The following is a 22,404-nucleotide window of genomic DNA, read 5'->3' on the forward strand; positions in this document are numbered from 1 at the left end:
ATGACACAGCGGGCCTTCCCGATTCTCTTCATCACGGCCACCCGCATCGGTGATGCGGTGCTTTCGTCCGGCCTGATCAAATTTCTCGCCGACCAAGTCCCCAACGCCCGCTTCACGATCGTCGCCGGCCCGCTGGCCGCGCCGCTGTTCGCCCACGTGCCGGGCCTGGACCGCGTGATCGTCATGGAGAAAGGCAAGGGCAAGGGCCACTGGTTCAGGCTCTGGCGGCAGGTGCGCCACAAGAAGTGGGGCCTGGTCGTCGACCTGCGCGGCAGCGCCACGGCCCTCTTCCTGCGCCGCGACAAGCGGGCGATCTGGAAGAAGCTGCCCGGCGAGGTGACGCACAAGGTGCTCGACGCCGCCCGCACCCTGAAACTGGAAGGCGACCCGCCTGCGCCGCACCTCTACATCACCCCCGACGTCCAGGCCCTGGCGGACGACCTGCTGGGCCTGAACGGAACGCGGGACGAGGGGCCGATCCTGGCGGTGGGGCCGGCCGCGAACTGGGTCGGCAAGGTCTGGCCGATCGAGCGCTTCACCCAGACGGCCGCCCAGTTGCTGGACAAGGACGGCCCGATGGCCGGGGGACGTCTGCTGATCCTGGGCGGCCCCGAGGACACCCGCATGGTCGAGGAGCTGCGCAGGGCCTCGACCCGCGGCCGCACCATCGACCTGACCGGCAAGGTGGATCTGCTGACCGCCTATGCCTGTCTGCGTCGGGCGCGCCTGTTCATCGGCAACGACTCGGGCCTGATGCACATCGCCGCCGCCGCCGGGACCCCGACCCTCGGCCTGTTCGGACCCTCGGACGAGCGCCGCTACGCCCCCTGGGGCGACAAGGCCGTGGCCGTGCGCGGTCCCCGGACTTTCGACCAGTTCCGGGCCGTCGACCCCGACCTCTCGCAGGCCATTCGCCACATGAGCGACCTGCCGGTGGCCACGGTGGTCCGCGAGGCCAAGGCCCTGCTGATCCGCACCGCACCCGCCGCCGAGACGTCGCCACGGACGGCGGCGGTCGAGGATGCGAACGCGGCGGACGCCGCCGGCGCCGAGATCGCGCCGCCGGTGGAGGAGTCCGCGCCCGAAGCCGTCGACGCCGTGGTCGAGGAAGTTCCGGCCGAAGAGCGCATGACCGAGCGCGACGCCAGCTAGTTTCGGTTGCCTCGCGCGCGAGCCAGTCCTACGACCGCCTCGACCCATCGCCAGGAGCCCTGCCATGACCCAGACCTTCGACCTGATCGTGCGGGGCGGCGAAGTGGTGAACCACGCGGGACGCGGGATCACCGACATCGGCGTCCGAGGCGGCAAGATCGTCGCCATCGGCGACCTCTCCCACGCCTCGGCCGACGAGGTGTTCGACGCTAAGGGCCTGACCGTCCTGCCGGGCGTTATCGACAGTCAGGTCCACTTCCGCGAGCCTGGCCTGGAGTGGAAGGAAGATCTCGAAACCGGCTCGCGCGGCGCGGCCCTGGGCGGCGTGGTCGCCGTCTTCGAGATGCCCAACACCGAGCCGACCACCACGGACCCGGACGCCCTGGCCGACAAGCTGGCCCGCGCCAAGAACCGGATGCACACCGACCACGCCTTCTATGTCGGCGGCACGCACGAGAACGCCAATTTCCTGGGCGAGCTGGAGCGCCTGCCGGGCTGTTGCGGCATCAAGGTGTTCATGGGCGCGTCGACGGGCTCGCTGCTGGTGCAGGACGACGAGGGCGTCGAGAACGTGCTGCGCCACGTCAACCGCCGCGCGGCCTTCCACTCCGAGGACGAGTACCGTCTGGCCGACCGGCGCCACCTGGCCCGTCCCGGCGACTGGACCAGCCATCCCGAGGTGCGCGACGCTCAGGCCGCCCTGCAGTCGACCCACCGCCTGGTCCGCATCGCCAAGTCCCTGGGCAAGCGCATCCACGTGCTGCACGTGACCACCAAGGAAGAGATCGACTTCCTGGCCCAGAACAAGGATGTCGCCAGCGTCGAGGTCACGCCTCAGCACCTGACCCTGGTGGCGCCGGAGGCCTATGAGCGGCTGAAGGGCTTCGCCCAGATGAACCCGCCGATCCGCTCGGCCGACCACGTGGCCGGCGTCTGGCGCGGGATCGAGGCGGGCATCGCCGACGTGCTGGGCTCCGACCACGCCCCCCATACCCGCGAGGAAAAGGCCCGACCCTATCCGGCCTCGCCGTCGGGCATGCCGGGCGTCCAGACCCTGGTGCCGGTCATGCTGACCCACGTGGTCGACGGAAAGCTCAGCCTGGAACGCTTCGTCGACCTGACCAGCCATGGCGTCAACCGCGTGTTCGGCCTGGCTGACAAGGGCCGCATCGCCGAGGGCTTCGACGCCGACTTCACCATCGTCGACATGAAGGCCCGCCGTGTCATCACGCACGAGCAGATGGCCAACCGCGCCGGCTGGACTCCGTTCGACGGCTTCGAGGCCAAGGCCTGGCCGATGGCGACCATCGTGCGCGGCGTCGTGGTCATGCGCGACGACGAGATCGTCGCGGCGGGCAAGGGCGAGCCGGTGCGGTTCCTGGAGACGCTGGCTGGCTAGAGTTCGGTCCGTCTACGGATTAACCATAGTCGCTCGGCGGCGCCGGGCGCCATGGCGATCGCCCGATCGTAGGCCGCCAGCGCCTCGTCCGGGCGGCCAAGCCGCGCCAGAAGGTCGGCTTGCACGGCGTGGAACGGCTGGAAGTCGTCCAGCCGCGCGGCGTCCAGCTTCTTGATCTCGGCCAGGCCCGCCGCCGGTCCAGCGACCTCCGCCAGCACCACGGCCCGGTTCAGCCTGACGAACGGATCTTCCCGCCAGTCCAGCAGCAGGTCGTACAGCGCCAGGGCCGCCGACCACGGCGGCGGCTCGGCCAGCGAGCGACGCGCGCACCAGACGCCGTGCAGCGCCGCCCGCAGCTGGCGTGGCCCCGGCCTGTTCAGCCGCGCGGCCGCCCGCAGCAGGGCCTCGCCCTCGGCGATCAGGGGCCGGCTCCACAGCCTCGGATCCTGCTCCGACAGCGGAACCATCGCCCCTTCCGCATCCAGTCGCGCCGGTCGCCGCGCCTCGGCGAAGCGGACCAGGGCGGCGAAGGCCAGGCATTCCGGCTCGTTCGGCAGCAGCTCGGCCAAGACCGCCGTCAGGTCCAGCATCTCGCGGGCGTAGCCGGCGTGGGTCCCGGTCCCGGCGGCGTCCTCGTGGGCGCGGGCATAGGCGACCTCCAGGGTCGACAGTACGGCCGCCAGGCGCTCGGGCCAGGCGTCGGGACCGGGGACCTCGAACGACACGCCCGCCTCGGCGATCTTTTTCTTGGCCCGGGTCAGGCGCTGGAACAGGGCCGGCTCGGCGATCAGGAAGGCGCGGGCGATCTCCCGCGCCGACAGACCGCAGACCAGCCGCAAGGTCAGCGCTGCGCGGGCCTCGGGCGCGACGGCCGGGTGGCAACAGACGAAGATCAGCCTCAGCCGCTCGTCGGGGATCAGTCGCGCGTCCGAAGCTAGAACGTCCTCGGCCGTGGCCTCGGGGGCGGGAGCCTCTGGCGTGAGCCGGCGACGAACGGTTCGTCTACGGATCATATCCAGCGCACACCGGCGCGCCGTGACGTAGAGCCAGGCGGCCGGGTCCAGGGGAAGAGCCGTCGGCCAGATGGCGGCGGCCCGCGCGCAGGCCTCGGCGAAGGCCTCCTCGGCAAGGTCCAGGTCGCGGAAGGTCGCGGCCAGGGCGGCGACGATGCGCCCCCCGGCCTCCCGCGCGGCCCCTTCGAGAGCCGTTCCGGGATCGAGCGTTTTCAATCTTCGTCGATGACGGGGCGGACCTCGACCGCGCCGTCGCCAGCCAGCGGGATCCGCTTGGCGATGGCCAGCGCCGCGTCCAGGTCAGGAACCTCGACCAGGTAGAAGCCGCCCAACTGCTCGCGCGCCTCGGCGTAGGGGCCATCGTGCAGGGCGTGCTGGCCGCCGGTCTTGCGCACCGTGGTGGCCGTGTCGACCGTCTTCAGACCCGAACCGCCCTGCAGGACGCCCGCGGCCGCCAACTCGCCGGCCAGGGCCTGGTGGGCGGCGATGATGTCGTCCATCGCCCGGCCGTCGCCCGCGCGGTAGAGGTCTTCGTTCTCATAGATCAGCAGGGCGTATCGCATCGTTCGTCTCCCATGAGCGCGCGGCCATCGCGACGCTTGGACCTGAGAGACGCGCCGGCTCGGGGGGATTCGACAGCGGGCGACGAAAAATGTCGAGAGGGACGCCGCGGCGGCCATATTGAACCGCGCCGGGGGCGGTCGCATAACAGGGCATGGACGGATCAGCCCTCACCACCGCCCCCTTCCGCGACGCCCGCTACGCGACCCGCGCGCTGGAGGTCGAGCGCGTCCATGGGGGCGAGACGCTGATCCTGCGCAATCCGATGCCCTATTCGGACGCGGTGCGGACGACGACCGAGCCGCTGGCGCGCTGGGCGGCCGAGGCGCCGGACCGGGTCTGGCTGGCGGAGCGGGACGGCGACGGCTGGCGAAAGGTGAGCTACGGCGAGGCCCAGGCCAAAGTCGCGGCCCTGGCCGGCGGGCTCGCGGGCCTTGGCCTGTCGCGCGGCCGGCCGCTGCTGATCCTGGCCCGCAACGGGATCGACCACGCCTTGATCGCCTACGCCGCCATGAGCCTGGGCGCCCCCGCCGCGCCGGTCTCGCCGCAGTACGGGCTGAGGGGCGCGGACCTGACCCGGCTGCGACACGCCGTCGAACGGTTGAAGCCGGCGGCTGTCTATGCCGACGACGCCGAGACCTTCGGCGACGCCCTGGCCGCGCCGTTCCTGGCCGGCCTGCCGGTCGTGGTCAGTCGCCATGCGCGGCCGGGCGACGTGGCGTTCGACGACCTGCTGGACAGCGCGCCGGTCAAGCCGGTCGCGCAGCCCGACGACATCGCCAAGCTGCTGCTGACTTCCGGCTCCACGGGACGGCCCAAGGCGGTGGTCTGCACCCACGCCAACATCGCGCTGAACGCCGCCCAGATCGAAGCCTGCTACGCCGATCCCGAGCCGCCGGTGCTGGTCAATTCCGCGCCCTGGAGCCACAGCCTGGGGGCGAACGCCATCCTGCACATGGTGCTGCACAGGGGCGGGACGCTTTATATCGACGCCGGCCAGCCCGCGCCCGGACGCTTCGCCGAGACGGTGCGGAACCTTGGCGAGGTGGCGACGACCTATCACAACATGGTCCCGGCTGGCTGGGGGCTGTTTGTCGGCGAGCTGGAGCGCGACGAGGCCCTGGCCGCGAAGTTCTTCGAGAAGGTGCGGGTGTTGCAATATGGCGGGGCCTCGATGGCCCAGTCGATCCTCGACCGCGTCCAGGCGGTGGCGGTGAAGACCGTCGGAGAGCGGATCACCTTCGCGGCCGGCTATGGGGCGACGGAGACCGGGCCGACGGCCTGCAACATCCACTGGCTGAACGCCCGCTCGGGCATGGTCGGCCTGCCGACGCCGGGCACGGCTGTGAAGCTGGTCCCGGCCCCAGGAACGAAGGATGGCGACGGCGGCAAGTTCGAGATCCGGGTGAAGGGGCCGCAGGTCTCGCCGGGCTATCTGGACCAGCCGGAAGCCACCGCCCAGGCTTTCGACGAGGACGGCTTCTACCGCCTGGGCGACGCGGCGCGTCTGGCCGATCCGGAGGATCCGACGGCAGGCCTCGTCTTCGACGGGCGGCTGGTCGAGAACTTCAAGCTGGCCAGCGGCACCTTCGTGGCGGCCGGCGCCCTGCGGGTGGCGGCGGTGTCGGCGATCGGCGGCGTGGTCTCCGACGCGGTGGTCTGCGGCGAGGGCCAGGACGGCGTCGGCCTGATGCTGTTCCTGGACGCCAAGGCCTGCGAGCGGCTGGGGGACGCGGTGGCCGTCCGGGCGGCGATCGTCGAGGGCCTGTCGCGGATGAACGCGGCGGCCAAGGGCGGCGGCGGCAGGATCGCCCGCGCCCTGATCCTGGAGGGCGCCCCCGACGCGGCCAGCGGCGAGCTGACCGACAAGGGCTATATCAACCAGGCCCTGGCGCGGGACCGGCGTCCGAAGGAACTGGAGCGGCTGTTCGCGGCGACGCCGGATGAAGAGATTCTAGTTCTCTAACCGCGCCCAGACAGATCAGCAGCTGGCCGAAATAATAGAGGCCCCAGACCGCCAGGCCCGTGGCCAGGTTGTCCGGCAGCGGCCCCAGGCGGCCGAAGATCAACAGGTCCGAAACGACGAACATCAAGGCGCCCAGGCCGACGGTCTTGAGCGGGAAACGGCTCATCAGCGCCGTGGCGGCCATCACCGCCAGGAACAGGCTGTAGAGCGCGATGCCCGGCGCGCCGGATCGATCATGCGGCAGCAGGAACGAGATCCCGACCACGACCGGTATCAGGGTCAACGGGAGCCAGGAACCTGGCTTGCGATGGCGCAGATAGAGGGCGCTGGCCACCACATGGCCCAGCAGGAACGACAGCGCGCCGACCGTCAGCCCGTGGGTCTCCAGCAGCACGTCGCCGCCCGCGCCGAACGCCATGACTGCCGCCAGCAGCCAGCCGTCCGGCGATCTGGCCCGCAGCGCCGCGTGGACCGTCAGCAGCGCCACGCCGGCGCCCTTCCACGCCGTCTCGACGCCCGGCGGCAGGTCCAGCGCCCAGGTCGCCACATAGCTGACGCCGGCGATCACGGACGCGATCAGCGTCCACCGCGCGACCGCGCTCATCCCTTGCATCGAACGTTTCCCCCGTTTCGCCGATCAGACTGCAATGGCGACCGCCCTATGCGCAACCGGGTTGGCCTGCCTGCCGAAATGTCGGAGACAGGAGGCCTAAAAAGCGGAGGAACGCATGAACGGCGCGGACGCCCTGATCACCACCCTGGCCGACAACGGGGTGACCGCCTGCTTCGCCAATCCGGGCACCAGCGAGATGCAGTTCGTCTCGGCCCTGGACCGCGAGCCGCGCATGCGCAGCGTGCTGTGCCTGTTCGAGGGCGTGGCGACCGGGGCCGCCGACGGCTACGGCCGCATGGCCGGCAAGCCCGCCTGCACCCTGCTGCACCTGGGGCCGGGCTACGCCAATGGCGCGGCCAACCTGCACAACGCCCGCAGGGCGTACACCCCGGTGGTCAACGTCATCGGCGACCACGCCACCTATCACCGTGGCTTCGACGCGCCGCTGAACAGCGACATCGCCGCCCTGGCCGCGCCCAACTCGCTCTGGGTCAGGTCGGCCGAGACAGCCGACAGCGTCGGCCCCCTGACCGCCGAGGCCATCGTCGCCAGCTACGGGACGCCCGGCGGGAACGCCTGCCTGATCCTGCCCGCCGACGCCGCCTGGAACGAAGCGACGGTGAAGGGGCCGGTCGTCACGCCGCCGGCCTTCGCCGATCCCGACGCGGTGGCGATCGACACGGTCGCCAAGGCGTTGGGCTTCGCCAGTAAGCCGGTGCTGCTGCTGGGCTCGGGCGCCTGCGGCGAGGTCGCCCTGGCGGCGGCCGGGCGGCTGGCGGCGCACGGTGTCCGCGTCCTGACCGACACCTTCACCGCCCGTCAGGCCCGTGGCGAGGGACGCTTCCGTCCCGACAAGCTGCCCTATTTCGGCGAGCAGGCCCTGAAGGACCTGGACGGCGTCGATCTGATGATCCTGGTCTCGACCCAGCGTCCCGTGGCCTTCTTCGCCTATCCGGACCGACCCAGCGTGCTGGTCCCCGAGGGCTGCTCGGTCGAGACCCTGTGCGGCCGCGAGGTCGACGCGGCGGCGGCCCTGAACGCCCTGGCCGACGCGGTCGGCGCGCCGGCGACGGGGGCGGTGGAGACCTATGCCGCGCCCGACGCGCCCGCTGGACGATTCGACGCCTGGGCCATCGGCGCATCGATCGCGCGGCGCATGCCGGCCGACACGGTGATCTCGGACGATGCGGTGACGGCCGGCCTGCCGATCTTCACCCAGACTAAGGCCGCACGGGCGCACGACTGGCTGTCCCTGACCGGCGGCGCGATCGGCCAGGGGATCCCGCTGGCGATCGGCGCGGCCGTGGCCTGTCCCGACCGCAAGGTTCTGGCCCTGACCGGCGACGGGGCGGGCATGTACACCGTGCAGGGCTTGTGGACGATCGTCCGTGAACGGCTGGACGTCACGGTCGTGGTCTTCGCCAACCACGCCTATCGCATCCTGGGCATCGAACTGGGCCGCACGGGGGCGGGCAATCCAGGGCCCGCGGCCTCGCGGCTGCTGGATCTGGGCGACCCGCGGATCGACTGGGTCTCCGTGGCCCGAGGCATGGGTATGGCCGCCGAGCGCGCCGAGACGGCCGAAGCCTTCGACGACGCCTTCGCCCGCGCCATGGCCGCCCCGGGTCCGAGGCTGATCGAGGCGGCGATATAGCAACGAAAAGGCCCGCCCGGATCGCTCCGGACGGGCCTGATCATTCAAGGATCAAAGGCTGGGATCAGCCCTTGACCTTGTTGGTCGGAAGCTTGCAGCCGCCGCCGATGCCCTTGGCCTGGGCGCAGGACAGGAACTCCTTGGCCGCCGGCTTGGCGACGCCGGTCGGATAGCCCAGCACCCAGCCCGGCAAGCCGTCCGAGCAGGCGACTTCGACGAAGCCTTCGTTGTCGGTCGAGCCCATGATGCGAACATCCGAGACCTTGCACGAGGCCTTGTTGAAGCCGACCAGGTCCTGGCTCAGACGGGCGTACTGGGTGTCCTTCTTGGTGAAGGAGCAACGGTAGCCGTTGAGCTCGGCCGTCACGCAGTCGAACACCGTGCCGCCGCCGGCGGCGGTGAAGATGGCGATGGCGCCGACTTCGCTGCCCTTGCACTTCAGCTCGACGACTTCCTTCTTCGGGTCGGCGCTCGGCAGCATGCCGTACTTCTCGACGTCGCAGGGGAAGCCGGCCTTGGCCGACAGCTTGCCGTAGAAACCGGCCTGCTCGGTCTGAGCGGCGACGGCGTCGGTCATGGTGCAGCCGCCGCCGACGAAGCCGGCCTGGGCGCAGGGGATCGACTTGACGAAGGCCCCGGTGGCCATCGTCTGTTGATACATGTAGCCCTTGCCGTCCTGGCAGGCGACTTCGAAATAGTTGTCGGCCTTGGTGCTGAGGACGTAGCGACGGTCCTTGATCACGCAGTTGTTGGCCGCGGCCGTGTTCAGCGTGTCGACCAGCTGCAGCTGGGTCTGACGGTTGGTCAGCTTGCAGCTGACATTGCCGCCTTCTTCGTACAGCAGGCAGCTGTTGGCGACGACTTCGCCGTTCAGATTCATCGGGTTCGTCGTCTGGACGATGTAGCCGGCGCCGCCCTTACAGGCGACTTCGAAGAACGAGTTCTTGGCGCCGGAGCCGATGGCGCGGGCGTTTTCCTGCTCGCAGGTCACGCCGGCCTTCTTGACGTAGGGGGCCAACTGAGCGCCGGGGTTGGCGTTGCCGGGCAGGAGGCAGGCCAGGCCGCCGACCTTGCCGTCCGGACCCGGTTGGCTCGATTCCAGGCAGGAATAGAGCTGCGGGGCGCCTTCCTTCTTGGCGATGACCGCGAAGCCCATGCCTTCGCTACAGGCGACTTCGTAGTACTTGTCGCCGGCCTTCTTGTCCTCGCCCATGAAGCGGGCGTCGGAGACGGTGCAGCTGGCGCCGCTGGCCTGAATGATGGCCGGGGCGTCCTTCTTGCCGATCGCGCGCGACTTGGCGTCGATGGCGGCGGGCTTGCTCTTCTCTTCCTTCGGCGCCGAAATGACGGCGGCCGGAATGAGAATGGCGACCGCGAGGGCGGCCGACAGGCCGATCGCGAAAGGCCTCATGGGTAACATCTCCTGGGTGGATTCCTCGCGCGGACATAAGCGCGTGCTTGTATCAGGGGTCAAGATGCCGTCCGACCTAGGCATGATGATGACTGGGTTTCAGGGCGAAAAATGGGTTGGATCAACGACAAGCGCCGGTTGAACGGGGCCTGGGGAAACGAAAATGCGCGACGGATTCGAGGATGAAGCGGCGGCCGAGGCGCCGGAAGTCCGCAAGGCCGGGCGGCTTGTCTATCCGTTCGAGACTGCGCCCGAGGCCGGCTCGGGCGGCGCCGTCGAGGTGGCGCCGGGCGTGCTATGGCTGCGGATGCCGCTCGGCGGCTCGCTACAGTTCATCAATGTCTGGGCCATCGAGGATGGCGAGGGCTGGGCGATCGTCGACACCGGCGTCCAGACCCGCGAGACCAGCCAGGCCTGGCGCGACGCCTTCGCCGACGCCCTGGGCGGGCGGCCCGTCACCCGGGTGATCGTCACCCACCTGCATCCGGACCACATCGGCCTGGCCGGCTGGATGACCCGCAAGTTCGACTGCCGGCTGTGGATGACCCGGCTGGAATACTTCCAGTGCCGGATGCTGGTCGCCGACACCGGCCGCGAGGCGCCCGAGGACGGGGTCAGGTTCTTTCACGCCGCCGGCTGGGACGAGGACGCCATCGAGAACTACAAGGCCCGCTTCGGCGGCTTCGGCAAGGCGATCTACGCCCTGCCCGACAGCTATCGCCGGCTGTCCGACGGCGAGGATTTCGACATCGGCGGCAAGACCTGGCGGGTGGTGACGGGGCAGGGCCATTCGCCCGACCACGCCTGCCTCTGGTGCCCGGAGCTCAACGTCTTCATTTCCGGCGACCAGGTGCTGCCGCGCATCTCGTCCAACGTCTCGGTGTTCCCGACCGAGCCGGACGCCGATCCGTTGAGCGACTGGCTGCGATCGCTGGCCAAGGTCAAGGCGACGGTCCCCGACGACGTCATTGTCTTGCCGGCGCACAACGATCCTTTCGAAGGGCTGCACACCCGCGTCGACGGCCTGATCTCAGGCCACGAGCGCGGCCTGGCGCGACTGGAAAAGAAGTTGGTCGAGCCCAAGCGGGTGGTCGACACCTTCGGGGCGCTGTTCGCTCGCCCCATCGGGCCGGACCTTCTGGGCATGGCGACGGGCGAGGCGCTGGCGCATCTCAACTGCCTGATCGGTCGCGGCAAGATCCGGCGTCAGTTGGATGGAGACGGCGTGGCCTGGTATTCGGCTTTTTCTAGTCCCGACTAGAAACGTCTGTTTGACATTTCGCATACGAAACATAATCTGCGAGCATGTCCGTGCCCGCCGACCGCCGCCTCATCTTCCTGCTCAACGCCGGCCATCGGCGGGTGCAGCGCTGGATCGAGGGCAAGATGGCGGCCAAGGGTGGCCTGACCGCCGCCCAGTCGGGGGTGCTGTTCTATCTCGGCGAGCGGGACGGGGCGCTGATCGGCGAGGCCGCCGACGCCCTGGACTTGGCTCCGTCGGCGATGACCGGCCTGATCGACCGGATGACCCGCGCCGAGCTGGTCGAGCGCCAGGCCGATCCCAAGGATGGCCGCGCCATGCGCCTGCGCCTCACCGCCAAGGGCCGCGCCGCCCGCCAGGACGCGAAAGCGGGCCTTGATGGCGTCAACGCCCACCTCACCGAAGGCTTCACGGACGAGGAGATCGGCGTCGTCGCGCGCTGGCTCGCCAGTCTGCAGACCAAGTTCCCCAAGGGAGACCAACAATGACCGATCACGTAAAGGTCGAGATCGACGCCGGCGTGATGACCCTCACCCTGGCGCGTCCGGAAAAGAAGAACGCCCTGTCGAACGCCATGTACGGCGTGCTGGCCGACAGCCTGGAGGCGGCCGAGGCGGATCCCGCCGTCCGCGTCGTGGTCATCCGGGCCGACGGTGACAGCTTCACGGCCGGCAACGACCTGCAGGACTTCGCGGCCCAGGCCACGGGCGCCTTTACCGGCGAGCGACACGTGCTCCGCTTCCTGAAGGCCCTGGCCAACGCCACCCGGCCGCTGGTCGCCGCCGTCCAGGGCCAGGCCGTGGGCGTGGGCACGACCATGCTGCTGCACTGCGACCTGGTGTTCGTGACGCCCGACGCGCGCCTGACCACGCCCTTCGTCAACCTGGCCCTGGTGCCCGAGGCCGCGTCGAGCTGGCTGCTGCCGGCCCGCATCGGCCATGCCCGCGCCTACGCCATGTTCGCTCTGGGCGAGGCGATCGACGGCGGCACGGCGGTGGCTTGGGGCCTCGCCAATGGCTCGGCCGAGCTCGGTGACCTGCGCGCCCGCGCCCGCGCCGCCGCCGACCAACTGGCCAAGCGTCCGCTGGGGGCCCTGACCGTCACCAAGCGCCTGATGCGCGACGCCGAGAAGATCGCCGCCCTGATGGATGTCGAGGGCGCCGAGTTCGCCGCGCGCCTGCAGACGGCCGAGGCCCGCGAAGCCTTCATGGCCTTCGCCGAACGAAGGGCTCCCGACTTCTCGAAGGTGGTCTAAGCTCCGCCGACAACACTACGATCTGGGAGGATCAGATGGCGGAACGGATCACCTCGCCCTTCGGGGCGAAGTCGACGGCGCGCGAGGTCGTCGCGGGCCATGACCTGTCGGGCAAGGTCGCCATCGTCACCGGCGCGGCCACCGGGATCGGCGTCGAGACGGCGCGGGCCCTGGCCCTGGCGGGCGCGGAGGTGATCATCGCCGCGCGCAAGCCGGAGCTGGGCGAGGCGGTCGCCAACCAGATCAACGAAGAGGTCGGCATGAAGCGGGCCAGCTTCGGGATGCTGGATCTTTCCAGTTTCGAGGCCATCCGCCACTTCGCTCACCGCTGGGGCGACCGCCGGCTGAACATCCTGATCAACAATGCCGGCGTGATGGCCTGCCCGCTGTCGCGCACGGTCGACGGCCTCGAGATGCAGATCGGCACGAACCACTTCGGCCACTTCCTGCTGTCGGTGCTGCTGGCCCCGAACCTGGTCGACGGCGCCGAGCACTCGGGCCACCGATCGCGGCTGGTGTCCCTGTCCTCGATCGGCCACCGTCGCTCGCCGGTCCATTTCGAGGACCCGAACTACCAGACCCGGCCCTACGACAAGTGGGAGGCCTACGGCCAGGCCAAAACGGCCAACAGCCTGTTCGCGGTCGGCTTCGACAAGCGGTTCAAGGACCAGGGCGTCAACGCCAACGCCGTCATGCCGGGCGGCATCATGACCCCGCTGCAGCGGCACATGAGCCTGGACGAGCAGCGGGCCATGGGCTGGCTGGACGAGCACGACAAGCCGCGCGAGGGCTTCAAGAGCACCGAGCAGGGCGCGGCGACCAGCGTGTGGGCCGCGGTCGGCGACGAGCTGGACGGCGTCGGCGGGCTCTATCTGGAGGACTGCAACCAGGCCGTCCCGTGGAGCCAGGAACACCCCTGGAACGGCGTCATGCCCCACGCCCTCGACCTCGAGGCGGCCGACCGCTTGTGGGATCTGTCCGTCAAGACCACGGGCGCCGGCGCCTGATGGACGATCGTTCCGTCCTGCGTTTGGCCGGCGGGGCCACGATCATCGGCGCGGTGATCGACATCGTCGCGCCGTTCGTCATCTATCCGCATCTGGTCGAGCCTCAGCCGCACCTCGTCTACGTGGCCATCGATCTGCTGCTGATGTTCGGCATGCTGGGCGTCTGGTCGGCCAGCCAGCGCGCCGCCAGCCCTCTGGGCCTGGCCGGGTTCGTCCTGGCCCTGTTGGGCCTGATGCTGGTGCGGACCTCGTCGGCCAGGATGTTCGGCGAGGCCTCGTACATGATCGCCTCCAGCGTCTGGTCGATCGGCATGGTGGTCTGGGCTGTCGACCTGCTCCGGGCCAAGACGTTCCGCATCGCCGCCGGTCTGTGGATCGTCGCGCTCGTCATCGGCCTTGTCGGCGTCGCTCTGAAGGATCACGGTCCCGTCGCGCACGTGGCCAAGATGAGCTTTATCCTCGGCTTCATCGCCGCCGGCGTCGACCTGATCAAAGCGCGTGGAGAACCCGCATGAGCCAGCCCAATTCGCTTCGGGGCAAGACCCTCTTCGTCACCGGCGCCTCGCGCGGCATAGGCCTGGCCATCGCGCTGCGCGCGGCGCGGGACGGAGCCAATATCGTCATCGCCGCCAAGACCGCCGAGGCGCATCCGAAGCTGCCGGGCACCATCTACACCGCGGCCAAGGCGATCGAGGACGCCGGCGGCCAGGCCCTGCCGCTGGTGGTCGACGTGCGCGAGGAGGCCAATGTCCAGGAGGCCGTCGAGAAGGCCGTCGCGCGGTTCGGCGGGATCGACATCTGCGTGAACAACGCCTCGGCCATCTCGCTGACCGGGACGCTGTCGACCGACATGAAGCGCTACGACCTGATGCACCAGATCAATACGCGCGGCACGTTCGTCACCTCGAAGGCCTGCATCCCCTATCTGAAGAAGGCCGAGAACCCGCACGTTCTCATGCTGTCGCCGCCGCTGGACATGTCGCCGCGCTGGTTCGGGCCGCACGTGGCCTACACCATGGCCAAGTTCGGCATGTCGATGTGCGTGCTGGGCATGGCGGAAGAGTTCAAGAGCGACGGTATCGCCTTCAACGCCCTGTGGCCGCGCACCGGCATCGCCACCGCCGCCATCCAGTTCGCCCTGGCCGGCGACGAGGGTCTCAAGCACTGCCGGACGGTCGAGATCATGGCCGACGCCGCCCACGCGATCTTCTGCAAGCCGTCGCGTGAGTTCTCGGGGAACTTCTTGATTGATGATAGTTTCCTGTATGGCGAGGGCGTGCGGGACTTTGACCAGTACAAGGTCGATCCGGCCGCGACCCTGATGCCGGACTTCTTCGTGCCGGAGAGCAGCGCGCCGCCGCCGGGCGTGAAGATCGGCTAGCGCTTCTTCTTGGATGTCGCCGCTTTCGCAGCGACCTCCAGCGACCTGCGCGACCATTCCAGCAGGAGGTCCTGGTCGTCCAGCGCCTCGGCCGGGGCGGTCCAGTAGGCCATGGGCCTGTCGTGGCCGAAGGGCGCGAAGGCCTGTGAGCCGGCGGCCTCGAACGCGCCCTTCAGCGTCTCATCGCCCTTGAGGTAGAGGACGTCGTCGTCGATCAGGGCGAAGAACAGGCCGTTCGCGTAGACGCCGACTCCGCCGAACATCCGGCGCGCGGTGATCTGGCCCAGCGGGGCCAGTTGCTCCACAACGAAGTCCCGATAGTCCGCAGAGACCGCCATGTCCGTTTCCATTCGCTCGGCCACGCCCGCCGACGCCGCCCTGATCCACCAGTTCATCCTCGATCTGGCGGACTATGAAAAGCTGCTCGACACGGTGGAGGCGACGGAGGCCGATACGGCCGCGGCCCTGTTCGGTCCCAAGGCCCGCGCCTTCGCGGATATCGCCGAGCTCGACGGCCAGCCCGTCGGCTTCGCCCTGTGGTTCTACAACTACTCGACCTTCGTGGGCCGGCACGGGATCTATCTGGAGGATCTCTTCGTGCGGCCCTCGGCGCGGGGCGCGGGCGCGGGCAAGGCTCTGCTGGCCAACCTCGCCAAGCGCTGCGTCGACGAGGGTCTGGGCCGCCTGGAGTGGTCGGTGCTCGACTGGAACGCCCCGTCGATCGCCTTCTATGACAGCCTCGGCGCGGCCGCGATGGGCGAATGGATCATCCGCCGGCTGACCGGCGACGGCATCCGCAAGCTGGCGGGACTCTAGAGTCTATTCCAGGCGGTCGGCCTTGCGCAGGTCGGGGAACAGAAAGGCCCAGAGGGCCGTCACCGCCATGGCCCCGACACCGCCGAACACCGCCGCGCCGATGGGACCCAGCAGCCAGGCCATGGCCCCGCTCTCGACCTCGCCCAGTTCGTTGGAGGCGCTGATGAACACGCCCGAGACGGCGGCGACGCGGCCGCGCATGGCGTCAGGGGTGACGATCTGGACCAGGGTCTGACGGACATAGACCGAAAGCATGTCGGCCCCGCCCAGCACGGCCAGGGCCCCGACCGAGAGCCATTCCAGCTTGGAGAGGCCGAACACCGCCGTCGCCAGGCCGAACACGGCCACGCCGGTGAACATGATCTTGCCGGCGTTGCGGCGGATCGGGTTGCTGGCCAGGTAGATCCCGACGAGCGAGGCGCCGATGGCCGGGGCCGCGCGCAACAGGCCGAAGCCGCCAGGGCCGATGTGCAGCACGTCCTTGGCGAACACCGGCAGCAGGGCCGTGGCCCCGCCCAGGATCACCGCGAACAGGTCCAGCGAGATCGAGCCGAAGACGATCTTGTTGTTCCAGACGTAGGACAGACCCTCCTTGATCAGCTCGACGCGCGAGCCGGGCTGCGTCTCCGGCCTGGTGTTCTTGCGGATCGCCAGGGCCAGCAGGGCGGCGGCCAGGTAGAGGCCCAGCGAGGCCCCGAAGGCCAGGGCCGGCGAGTGGATCAACAGCAGGCCGCCCAGCGCGGGGCCAATGATCGAGCCGCTCTGCCAGGACAGCGAGTTCCAGGCGATGGCGCGCGGCAAGAGCGGGCGCGGCACCAGCATCGGGCCCATGGCGCTGCTGGCGGGCGAGAGGAACGCGCGGCTGGCCCCGAACATCACGGAGACGGCGAAGATCGGCCACAACGCGTGCGAGCCCATCAGCGCCAGGACCAGCAATATGCTGGCGCTGATCGCGTCCAGGCACAGGGTGAGAGCGACGATCAACTTGCGGGTCCGTCGGTCGGCCGTCTCGCCGGCCACGAGGGTCAGCAGAAACAGCGGCACGAACTGGGCCAGGCCGATCATGCTGACCATGAAGGCCGACTCGCCCACCGAGTGGGTCAGGCGGGCGATGGCGTAGACCTGCCAGCCAAGGGCCACCGACTGGACCTGCACCCCCAGGGTGGAGACGAAACGCGCCACCCAGAAGAGGAGGAAGTCACGCTCCCGCAACAGGGCGCGGGTAGAGGTGTCGGGAACAGGGGGCGCGGGGGAGGCGAGGTCGGACATCGGCCCGCAACATAGGCCGCGCTTCGCGCACCGCAACGTTATTGACCTGAGAAAGGCTTGGCCCTACAGCGCGCGCATCTTTTGGAGGTTTAGGCGATGCGACGCCTGCGACGAATGACGCGCGAACGCGCCACGATCTGACGCCCTCCCGGTCGCGCCTTCGCGTCGGGAGCCCCCGACGCTCTTTCGCATTTCCCGAAGGCCGATGACCTCTCTTTCCAAGTTAGACGTTCAAAAGACCGTTCCGCCCGCGCCCGCCTATCCGCCCCTGGTCAACGAGACCCCGGAGATGGAGGCGGCGGTCACGCGCCTGATCGACCGGGTGTTCGGCCCCGGCCGCTTCGCCAAGTCGTCCGAGCGCTTGCGCGAGGGCAACACCCTGCTGGCCGACTGCTCGTTCGTGGCCCTGCGCGACGACAAGCCGGTCGGCTGCTGCCGCATGTGGCCGGTGACGATCGGCGGCGAGCCGGTCGCCTTCCTGGGGCCGCTGGCGGTGGATCCCGATGAGCGCAGCGCGGGCCTGGGCCAGGCCCTGGTCGAGCGCGCCGTGGAGGCCGCCCGCGCGGCCGGCTGGCGCGCGGTGCTGCTGGTCGGCGACGGTCCCTATTTCGGCCGGGTCGGCTTCACCAACGCCCATACGGCCGGCGTCGTCATGCCCGGCCCGGTGGATCAGCGCCGCGTGCTGCTGCTGCCGCTTAGGGAAGCCGGGGACGAAGGGCTTGCGGGCCTGGTCGCGATCGATCCGCGCGCTTGAGCGCCACTCTTGCTTGAGTGCGATGGCCTATGGGCCTAACTGATCCGTGATGACCGACGCATCTCCCAAGACCGGGCTGGACGGCGTCGCCCAGGCCGCCCAGATCGCGCAAGGCGGGGGCGCCGGCGGGCGCGGCCTGCCGCCGGTTCATCTATGGCATCCTGAGCACTGCGGCGAGATCGACATCCGCATTCGTAAGGACGGGGTCTGGTTCCACGAGGGCTCGCCGATCGGCCGGGAGGCCTTGGTGCGGCTGTTCTCGACCGTGCTGCGACTCGATCCGGACGGCTATCACCTGGTCACGCCCGTCGAGAAGATGAGGATCACGGTCGAGGACGCGCCGTTCATCGCCACCCGCGTCGACCGCATCCAAAAGGACGATGGGCGCGATGCGCTGGTCTTCCAGACCAATGTCGGCGACACGGTCGAGGCGGGGCCGGACAATGCCATCCGCGTCGAGATCGATCCGGACAGCGGCGAGCCGCGTCCCTATGTCCACGTCCGGCGCGGCCTTGAAGCGCTGATCGCCCGGCCGGTGTTCTACGAATTGGCCGAGATGGCGCGCGAACAGGATGGCGTCTGGGGCGTCGGCTCGAACGGCGCGTTCTTCCCGATCGCGCCGCCGGGAGCCGTCGCGGCATGACGCACCCGGACATGACGCGGGAAGAACGCCGCGCCTGGATCACCAGCCGCCTGCATCCGATCTCGGACTACGACCCCAGCCTCGCCAATCCGAAGAAGTCCGACTACGACCTCAACCCCGGCCTCAAGGTCGACAATCCGCACGCCCTGCGTCCGGCCGCCGTGCTGGTGGGACTGATCGAGCACGAGGACGGGCTGACGGTCCTGCTGACCCGCCGCTCCGACACCCTGCGCAGCCACACCGGCCAGATCGCCTTTCCCGGCGGTCGCTGCGATCCGGGCGAGACGCCCTGGCAGACGGCCCTGCGCGAGGCCCAGGAAGAGGTGAACCTCGACCCGGCGCTCGTGACCGTGGCGGGCTTGCTGCATGGCTACCAGACCGTGACCGGCTTTCACGTGACGCCGGTGGTGGGCTTCATCGACCCGAAGGCGACCTTCGTCGCCAGTCCCGAGGAGGTGGCCGACGTCTTCGAGACGCCGTTCGCCTTCCTGATGGACCCGATCAACCATCAGCGGCAGTCGCGTGAGGCGCCGGACGGGGCGCGGCGTCATTTCTATGCCATGCCCTGGAACGACCGGTTCATATGGGGCGCGACGGCCGGCATGCTCCGGTCGTTGTACGAGGCGCTTTACGACGAAAGCGGACGGGCACCCTCCGAATAGGGTGTTTCGCAGAGCGCGATAGCCGAAAGTGTGAACGGTTTCGGCGGTTATCGCGCTCCAATGTTTGAACAGAGCCTGTTTATCCGTTTCGGATTTGTGCGGTCCGAAACGGACAGGCTCTGGCGAAGCCAGGGTCTCCTGGCCTAACAATGTCGCCCCATTCAAGGGGCGAAGCGCGTGCTGTGGGGAGACAGGCGTTGAGCACTGAAACGATCGATGTTCAGCCGTGGATGGCGCTACCTGAAACAAGGGCGGTCTTCGCCGCCCTGGAGGCGCGCGGCTATCCGGGCTGCGCGCGCTTCGTCGGCGGGTGCGTGCGCAACGCGGTGATGGGCAAGCCCATAGACGACATCGACATCGCCACCACCCTGACGCCGGACCTGATCATCGACGCCCTGGAGCAGGCCGGCCTGCGCGCCATTCCGACCGGCGTCGACCATGGCACGATCACGGCGTTGTCGGGCGGCCGGCCCTATGAGATCACCACCTTGCGCAAGGACGTCTCGACTGACGGCCGCCGGGCGGTGGTGGCCTTCACCCAGGACTGGGGTCAGGACGCCGAGCGTCGCGATTTCCGCTTCAACGCCCTTTACGCGGACCTGGAAGGGCGGCTCTACGACCCGACGGGCGAGGGGATCAAGGACGCCCACGAGGGCCGGGTGGTGTTCGTCGGCGATCCGATGACCCGCATCCGCGAGGACTATCTGCGCATCCTGCGCTTCTTCCGGTTCCAGGCCTGGTACGGCAAGGGGGAGGCCGACCAGAAGGCCCTGGCGGCCTGCAAGGCGCTGAAGGGCATGGTCTCAGGCCGCGCCGCCGAGCGCACTCAGAAGGAACTGATGAAGATGCTGGCCGCGGACGACCCGCGTCCGGCCCTGCGCCTGATGGCGGCGACCAGCGTGCTGTCCTCGATCCTGCCGCAGGTGAAGTCTCTGGCCCGCTTCGAGGCCCTGGTCGCCATTGAGACCGAGCAGTTGTTCGAGAACGACCCGGACCTGCGCCTGGCGGCCCTGATCCCGGACGATCCCAAGCAGGCCGCCGACCTGGCCGAGCGTCTGCGCCTGCCCAACAATGTCCGTGATCGGATCGTCGACGCTGTAGGCAAGAGTCCGCGCGTCGTCTCGTGGATGAGCCCGCGTGAAGCGCGGCGCGCCGTCTACGGCCTGGGCGTGCGCGCCTTCAGCGACCGGATCAAGCTGGCCTGGGCCGGATCGGGCCGCGACTCCACCGCTCCTCAATGGCGGGCCCTGCTGGCCCTGGCGGAGACCTGGAGCCCGCCGGCCTTCCCGCTGTCGGGCGACGAGATCATGCAGGCGGGCGTGCCCAAGGGGCCGATGGTCGGCGAGGTGATGCGCGAGATCGAGATCTGGTGGATCGACCAGGACTTCATCGAGGATAAGTTCAGCGCTATCGAGCGACTGAAGGCGGTCGCGCAAGGTATGGTCTATTAGCGTCCAAGGTTCGGAGGGGTGTCTTGAAGATCGGCCTGCTCGAGACCGGCAATCCGCCGGGCGACCTCGCGGAGACCCATGGCAGTTATTCGGCGATGTTCGAGGCGCTGCTGGGTCCCGAGCACAGCTACCGCGTCTACGACGTCCAGAAAGGCGAGCTGCCCGCCGATCCGGCCGAGAACGACGCCTATGTCATCACCGGCTCGGCGGTCGGGGTCTATGACCCGCTGCCGTGGATCGAGCCGCTGAAGGCCTTTCTGCGCGAGGCCAAGGGCGAGCAGCCGATGGTCGGCGTGTGCTTCGGTCACCAGATCATGGCCGAGGCGTTCGGCGGCAAGGCCGAGAAGTCAGACAAGGGCTGGGGCGTGGGCCTGCAGGCCTACGAGGTCTCGGACCGCGCGCCGTGGATGGACGATGTCCGCCACGTGGCCGTGCCCGGCTCGCACCAGGACCAGGTGACGGCCCTGCCGCCCGGCGCGCGGGTGCTGGCCGGCAGCGCGTTCACGCCGTACGGCATCCTGGCCTATGACGACGCACGGGCGATCTCGATGCAGTTCCATCCCGAATTCTCGCCGGCCTACGCCACGGCGCTGATCGAGGCGCGGCGTGGCACGCGTTTCACCGACGAGCAGGCCGACGCGGCCATCGCCAGCCTGGGCGCCGACAACGACCAGACGCGCATGGCCGAATGGATCATTGGTTTCCTGAAGCAGGAAACCCAAGGCTAAGCAGGCGCGTTCCTCCCGCGGTGAAATCCGGGAGGTCCGTCCATGCGTATCGCTACTGTCGTGATCCTGGCCGGAACCCTGGCCGCAGCCGGCGCGGTCGTCGCCAGCGTCCAGGCCGCGCCCGAAGCCAAGTCGACCCCGGCGCCCGTCGCGCTGAAGTCCGCCGCCAGCTTCCAGTCGATCAAGGACCCGGCCGCGCGGTCGGTCGCCCTGTTCCAGGAGGCGGGCAAGGTGATCCAGAGCCCGCGCTGCCTGAACTGTCACCCCGTCCAGCGCGCCCCGACGCAGGGCGACAACCTGCATCCGCACGATCCGCCCATGGTCGCTGGCGACAGCGGCCATGGGCCAGCGGGCATGCCGTGCTTCTCGTGCCATACGGCGGCCAACGTCCCGACCTGGGGCGCGGACATCAAGAGCATCCCCGGTGATCCGAAATGGGCCCTGGCCCCCGCCGAGATGGCCTGGCAGGGCAAGTCGCTGGGCCAGATCTGCGCCCAGATCAAGAATCCCTCGACCAACGGCGGCAAGTCCATGGCCGAGCTGCATCATCACATGGCGCAGGATCACCTGGTCGGCTGGGCCTGGAACCCGGGCGCCGGACGGATCCCGGCCCCCGGCACGCAGGCGCAGTTCGGCGAGCTGATCAAGGCGTGGATAGACACCGGCGCCAAGTGCCCCAAGCCCGCCTAGGGCCGTCTTGAATCCAGGCTAGCCAGATAGGCGGCGAACATGTCGGCCATGGCGTCGGCATGGGCCGTGATCTCGGCGTCCGTCCGGGGTGCCTCCGAGAAGGCCTTGGCGACCTCCTTCAGCGTCAGGGTGATCAGGTCGCCGGCCTGGACACGGATCGCCTCTGCGGCGTCCGGCAGCGCCTCGCGCATGAAGTCGCGGATGGTGTCGGTTCCCGACACCCGCGCTTCCTGGGCCTCGGGCGCGTCGCGATAGAGGGGCGCGGCGTCGTTCAGCGCCGTGCGCATTGTCGCCTCCTCGCACTCCGACCGAACGAAGGCATGGACCAGGGCGCGCAGGCGCTCCAGCGGCGGCCTGGCGCTATCCTCCAGGATGGCGCGCAGCAGGTCGGTGGTCTGGCGCCATTCGTCGCTCTGCAGCCGGAACAGGATCGCCGCCTTGTTCGGGAAATACTGGTAGACCGAACCGACGCTGACCCCGGCCTTGTCGGCGACCCGAGCGGTGGTGAAACGCGCCGCGCCCTCCTTGGTCAGAACCTGAACAGCCGCCTCCAGGATCGCCGCCACCAACTCGGTCGATCGGGCCTGCTTGGGCTGCTTTCGCGAGGAAATCCGGGGGCTTGGGTGATCGGGCATCGGGGCGTCCAGCAACGCGACTAGGAAACCTGACGAATTAGTCGCATTTCTGAGGTCGGCGCAACACCGCGCTTTGGGAGACC

General features: G+C 69.3%; 25 protein-coding genes. 18 read left to right on the plus strand and 7 right to left on the minus strand.

Annotated features, from left to right (window positions below; all coding sequences use genetic code 11):
• Both EIK80_RS00955 and EIK80_RS00960 read left to right on the plus strand, forming a co-directional pair.
• Positions 1-1,152 carry a glycosyltransferase family 9 protein gene (locus EIK80_RS00955; protein ID WP_125155101.1) on the plus strand — a complete coding sequence of 384 codons (1,152 nt, stop codon included), beginning with the start codon at positions 1-3 and terminating at the stop codon, positions 1,150-1,152.
• Between the two features lie 64 nt (positions 1,153-1,216).
• Positions 1,217-2,551: a dihydroorotase gene (locus EIK80_RS00960; protein ID WP_125155102.1), complete on the plus strand. Its 1,335-nt coding sequence runs from the start codon at positions 1,217-1,219 to the stop codon at positions 2,549-2,551.
• On the opposite strand, the gene EIK80_RS00965 is transcribed toward EIK80_RS00960, so the two are convergent.
• Positions 2,548-3,780: an RNA polymerase sigma factor gene (locus EIK80_RS00965; RefSeq protein ID WP_125155103.1), complete on the minus strand. Its 1,233-nt coding sequence runs from the start codon at positions 3,778-3,780 to the stop codon at positions 2,548-2,550. The two genes, EIK80_RS00960 and EIK80_RS00965, sit on opposite strands and share 4 nt — an antisense overlap.
• Positions 3,777-4,127: a YciI family protein gene (locus EIK80_RS00970; protein WP_125155104.1), complete on the minus strand. Its 351-nt coding sequence runs from the start codon at positions 4,125-4,127 to the stop codon at positions 3,777-3,779. The genes EIK80_RS00965 and EIK80_RS00970 overlap by 4 nt, the downstream gene beginning before the upstream one ends.
• Positions 4,128-4,279: 152 nt before the next feature.
• Here EIK80_RS00970 and EIK80_RS00975 point away from each other — a divergent pair, with 152 nt between their 5' ends.
• A complete protein-coding gene (locus tag EIK80_RS00975) occupies positions 4,280-6,091 on the plus strand; it encodes a feruloyl-CoA synthase (RefSeq protein WP_125155105.1) in 1,812 nt (603 codons plus the stop codon).
• Here EIK80_RS00975 and EIK80_RS00980 read toward each other — a convergent pair.
• Positions 6,003-6,704, minus strand: a complete 702-nt coding sequence (locus EIK80_RS00980; protein WP_125155106.1) for a lysoplasmalogenase — start codon at positions 6,702-6,704, stop codon at positions 6,003-6,005. The genes EIK80_RS00975 and EIK80_RS00980 overlap by 89 nt on opposite strands.
• A gap of 115 nt (positions 6,705-6,819) precedes the next feature.
• Here EIK80_RS00980 and EIK80_RS00985 point away from each other — a divergent pair, with 115 nt between their 5' ends.
• A complete protein-coding gene (locus EIK80_RS00985; protein WP_125155107.1) occupies positions 6,820-8,358 on the plus strand; it encodes an acetolactate synthase large subunit in 1,539 nt (512 codons plus the stop codon).
• Positions 8,359-8,422: 64 nt separating this feature from the next.
• On the opposite strand, the gene EIK80_RS00990 is transcribed toward EIK80_RS00985, so the two are convergent.
• Positions 8,423-9,778: a hypothetical protein gene (locus EIK80_RS00990; RefSeq protein WP_125155108.1), complete on the minus strand. Its 1,356-nt coding sequence runs from the start codon at positions 9,776-9,778 to the stop codon at positions 8,423-8,425.
• A gap of 154 nt (positions 9,779-9,932) precedes the next feature.
• Between EIK80_RS00990 and EIK80_RS00995 the strand changes: the two genes are divergently transcribed.
• Genes EIK80_RS00995 through EIK80_RS01020 form a run of 6 tightly spaced genes read left to right on the plus strand, consistent with a single transcriptional unit; the run spans position 9,933 to position 14,673 of the window.
• A complete protein-coding gene (locus EIK80_RS00995; RefSeq protein WP_199743334.1) occupies positions 9,933-11,030 on the plus strand; it encodes an MBL fold metallo-hydrolase in 1,098 nt (365 codons plus the stop codon).
• A gap of 44 nt (positions 11,031-11,074) precedes the next feature.
• The gene (locus EIK80_RS01000) at positions 11,075-11,518 is read left to right on the plus strand and encodes a MarR family winged helix-turn-helix transcriptional regulator (RefSeq protein WP_125155109.1); all 444 of its coding nucleotides are present in this window, start codon (positions 11,075-11,077) and stop codon (positions 11,516-11,518) included.
• Positions 11,515-12,285, plus strand: coding sequence for an enoyl-CoA hydratase-related protein (locus tag EIK80_RS01005; RefSeq protein WP_125155110.1), 771 nt, complete (start codon positions 11,515-11,517; stop codon positions 12,283-12,285). The genes EIK80_RS01000 and EIK80_RS01005 overlap by 4 nt, the downstream gene beginning before the upstream one ends.
• 35 nt (positions 12,286-12,320) lie before the next feature.
• Entirely contained in the window at positions 12,321-13,292 is a 972-nt protein-coding gene (locus tag EIK80_RS01010; RefSeq protein WP_125155111.1) for an SDR family NAD(P)-dependent oxidoreductase, read from the plus strand.
• On the plus strand, positions 13,292-13,807 hold the full coding sequence (locus EIK80_RS01015; protein ID WP_125155112.1) for a hypothetical protein: 516 nt from the start codon (positions 13,292-13,294) through the stop codon (positions 13,805-13,807). Before EIK80_RS01010 ends, EIK80_RS01015 begins: the two co-directional genes overlap by 1 nt.
• Entirely contained in the window at positions 13,804-14,673 is an 870-nt protein-coding gene (locus tag EIK80_RS01020) for an NAD(P)-dependent oxidoreductase (RefSeq protein ID WP_125155113.1), read from the plus strand. Before EIK80_RS01015 ends, EIK80_RS01020 begins: the two co-directional genes overlap by 4 nt.
• Here the strand turns inward: EIK80_RS01020 and EIK80_RS01025 are convergent.
• Entirely contained in the window at positions 14,670-15,023 is a 354-nt protein-coding gene (locus EIK80_RS01025; protein ID WP_370450162.1) for a TfoX/Sxy family protein, read from the minus strand. The two genes, EIK80_RS01020 and EIK80_RS01025, sit on opposite strands and share 4 nt — an antisense overlap.
• On the opposite strand from EIK80_RS01025, the gene EIK80_RS01030 reads away from it, so the two are divergent.
• On the plus strand, positions 15,010-15,489 hold the full coding sequence (locus EIK80_RS01030; RefSeq protein ID WP_125155115.1) for a GNAT family N-acetyltransferase: 480 nt from the start codon (positions 15,010-15,012) through the stop codon (positions 15,487-15,489). The genes EIK80_RS01025 and EIK80_RS01030 overlap by 14 nt on opposite strands.
• 3 nt (positions 15,490-15,492) lie before the next feature.
• Here EIK80_RS01030 and EIK80_RS01035 read toward each other — a convergent pair whose 3' ends face one another.
• Positions 15,493-16,758 carry an MFS transporter gene (locus tag EIK80_RS01035; RefSeq protein ID WP_125155116.1) on the minus strand — a complete coding sequence of 422 codons (1,266 nt, stop codon included), beginning with the start codon at positions 16,756-16,758 and terminating at the stop codon, positions 15,493-15,495.
• Between the two features lie 96 nt (positions 16,759-16,854).
• Between EIK80_RS01035 and EIK80_RS26310 the strand changes: the two genes are divergently transcribed.
• The 7 genes from EIK80_RS26310 to EIK80_RS01065 all read left to right on the plus strand — a co-directional run bounded on the left by EIK80_RS26310 (position 16,855) and on the right by EIK80_RS01065 (position 21,686).
• On the plus strand, positions 16,855-16,899 hold the full coding sequence (locus EIK80_RS26310) for a hypothetical protein (protein ID WP_199743377.1): 45 nt from the start codon (positions 16,855-16,857) through the stop codon (positions 16,897-16,899).
• A 64-nt stretch (positions 16,900-16,963) separates the two neighbouring features.
• The gene (locus EIK80_RS01040) at positions 16,964-17,512 is read left to right on the plus strand and encodes a GNAT family N-acetyltransferase (protein ID WP_125155117.1); all 549 of its coding nucleotides are present in this window, start codon (positions 16,964-16,966) and stop codon (positions 17,510-17,512) included.
• Between the two features lie 49 nt (positions 17,513-17,561).
• Entirely contained in the window at positions 17,562-18,155 is a 594-nt protein-coding gene (locus EIK80_RS01045; RefSeq protein ID WP_125155118.1) for a DUF1285 domain-containing protein, read from the plus strand.
• Between the two features lie 11 nt (positions 18,156-18,166).
• The gene (locus tag EIK80_RS01050) at positions 18,167-18,817 is read left to right on the plus strand and encodes a CoA pyrophosphatase (RefSeq protein ID WP_125155814.1); all 651 of its coding nucleotides are present in this window, start codon (positions 18,167-18,169) and stop codon (positions 18,815-18,817) included.
• A gap of 230 nt (positions 18,818-19,047) precedes the next feature.
• Positions 19,048-20,268 (plus strand): CCA tRNA nucleotidyltransferase, encoded by a 1,221-nt coding sequence (locus tag EIK80_RS01055; protein ID WP_370450188.1) that lies wholly within the window; start codon positions 19,048-19,050, stop codon positions 20,266-20,268.
• Between the two features lie 23 nt (positions 20,269-20,291).
• Entirely contained in the window at positions 20,292-20,996 is a 705-nt protein-coding gene (locus EIK80_RS01060; protein WP_125155120.1) for a type 1 glutamine amidotransferase, read from the plus strand.
• Positions 20,997-21,038: 42 nt separating this feature from the next.
• Positions 21,039-21,686, plus strand: a complete 648-nt coding sequence (locus EIK80_RS01065) for an Isoquinoline 1-oxidoreductase subunit (protein WP_125155121.1) — start codon at positions 21,039-21,041, stop codon at positions 21,684-21,686.
• Here EIK80_RS01065 and EIK80_RS01070 read toward each other — a convergent pair.
• Complete coding sequence (locus EIK80_RS01070; protein ID WP_125155122.1) at positions 21,683-22,321, minus strand: TetR family transcriptional regulator; 639 nt, start codon at positions 22,319-22,321, stop codon at positions 21,683-21,685. The two genes, EIK80_RS01065 and EIK80_RS01070, sit on opposite strands and share 4 nt — an antisense overlap.
• Positions 22,322-22,404: the final 83 nt, after the last annotated feature.

Origin of the sequence: Caulobacter sp. 602-1 (genome assembly GCF_003931565.1) — a bacterium.
Classification (GTDB): Bacteria; Pseudomonadota; Alphaproteobacteria; order Caulobacterales; family Caulobacteraceae; genus Caulobacter.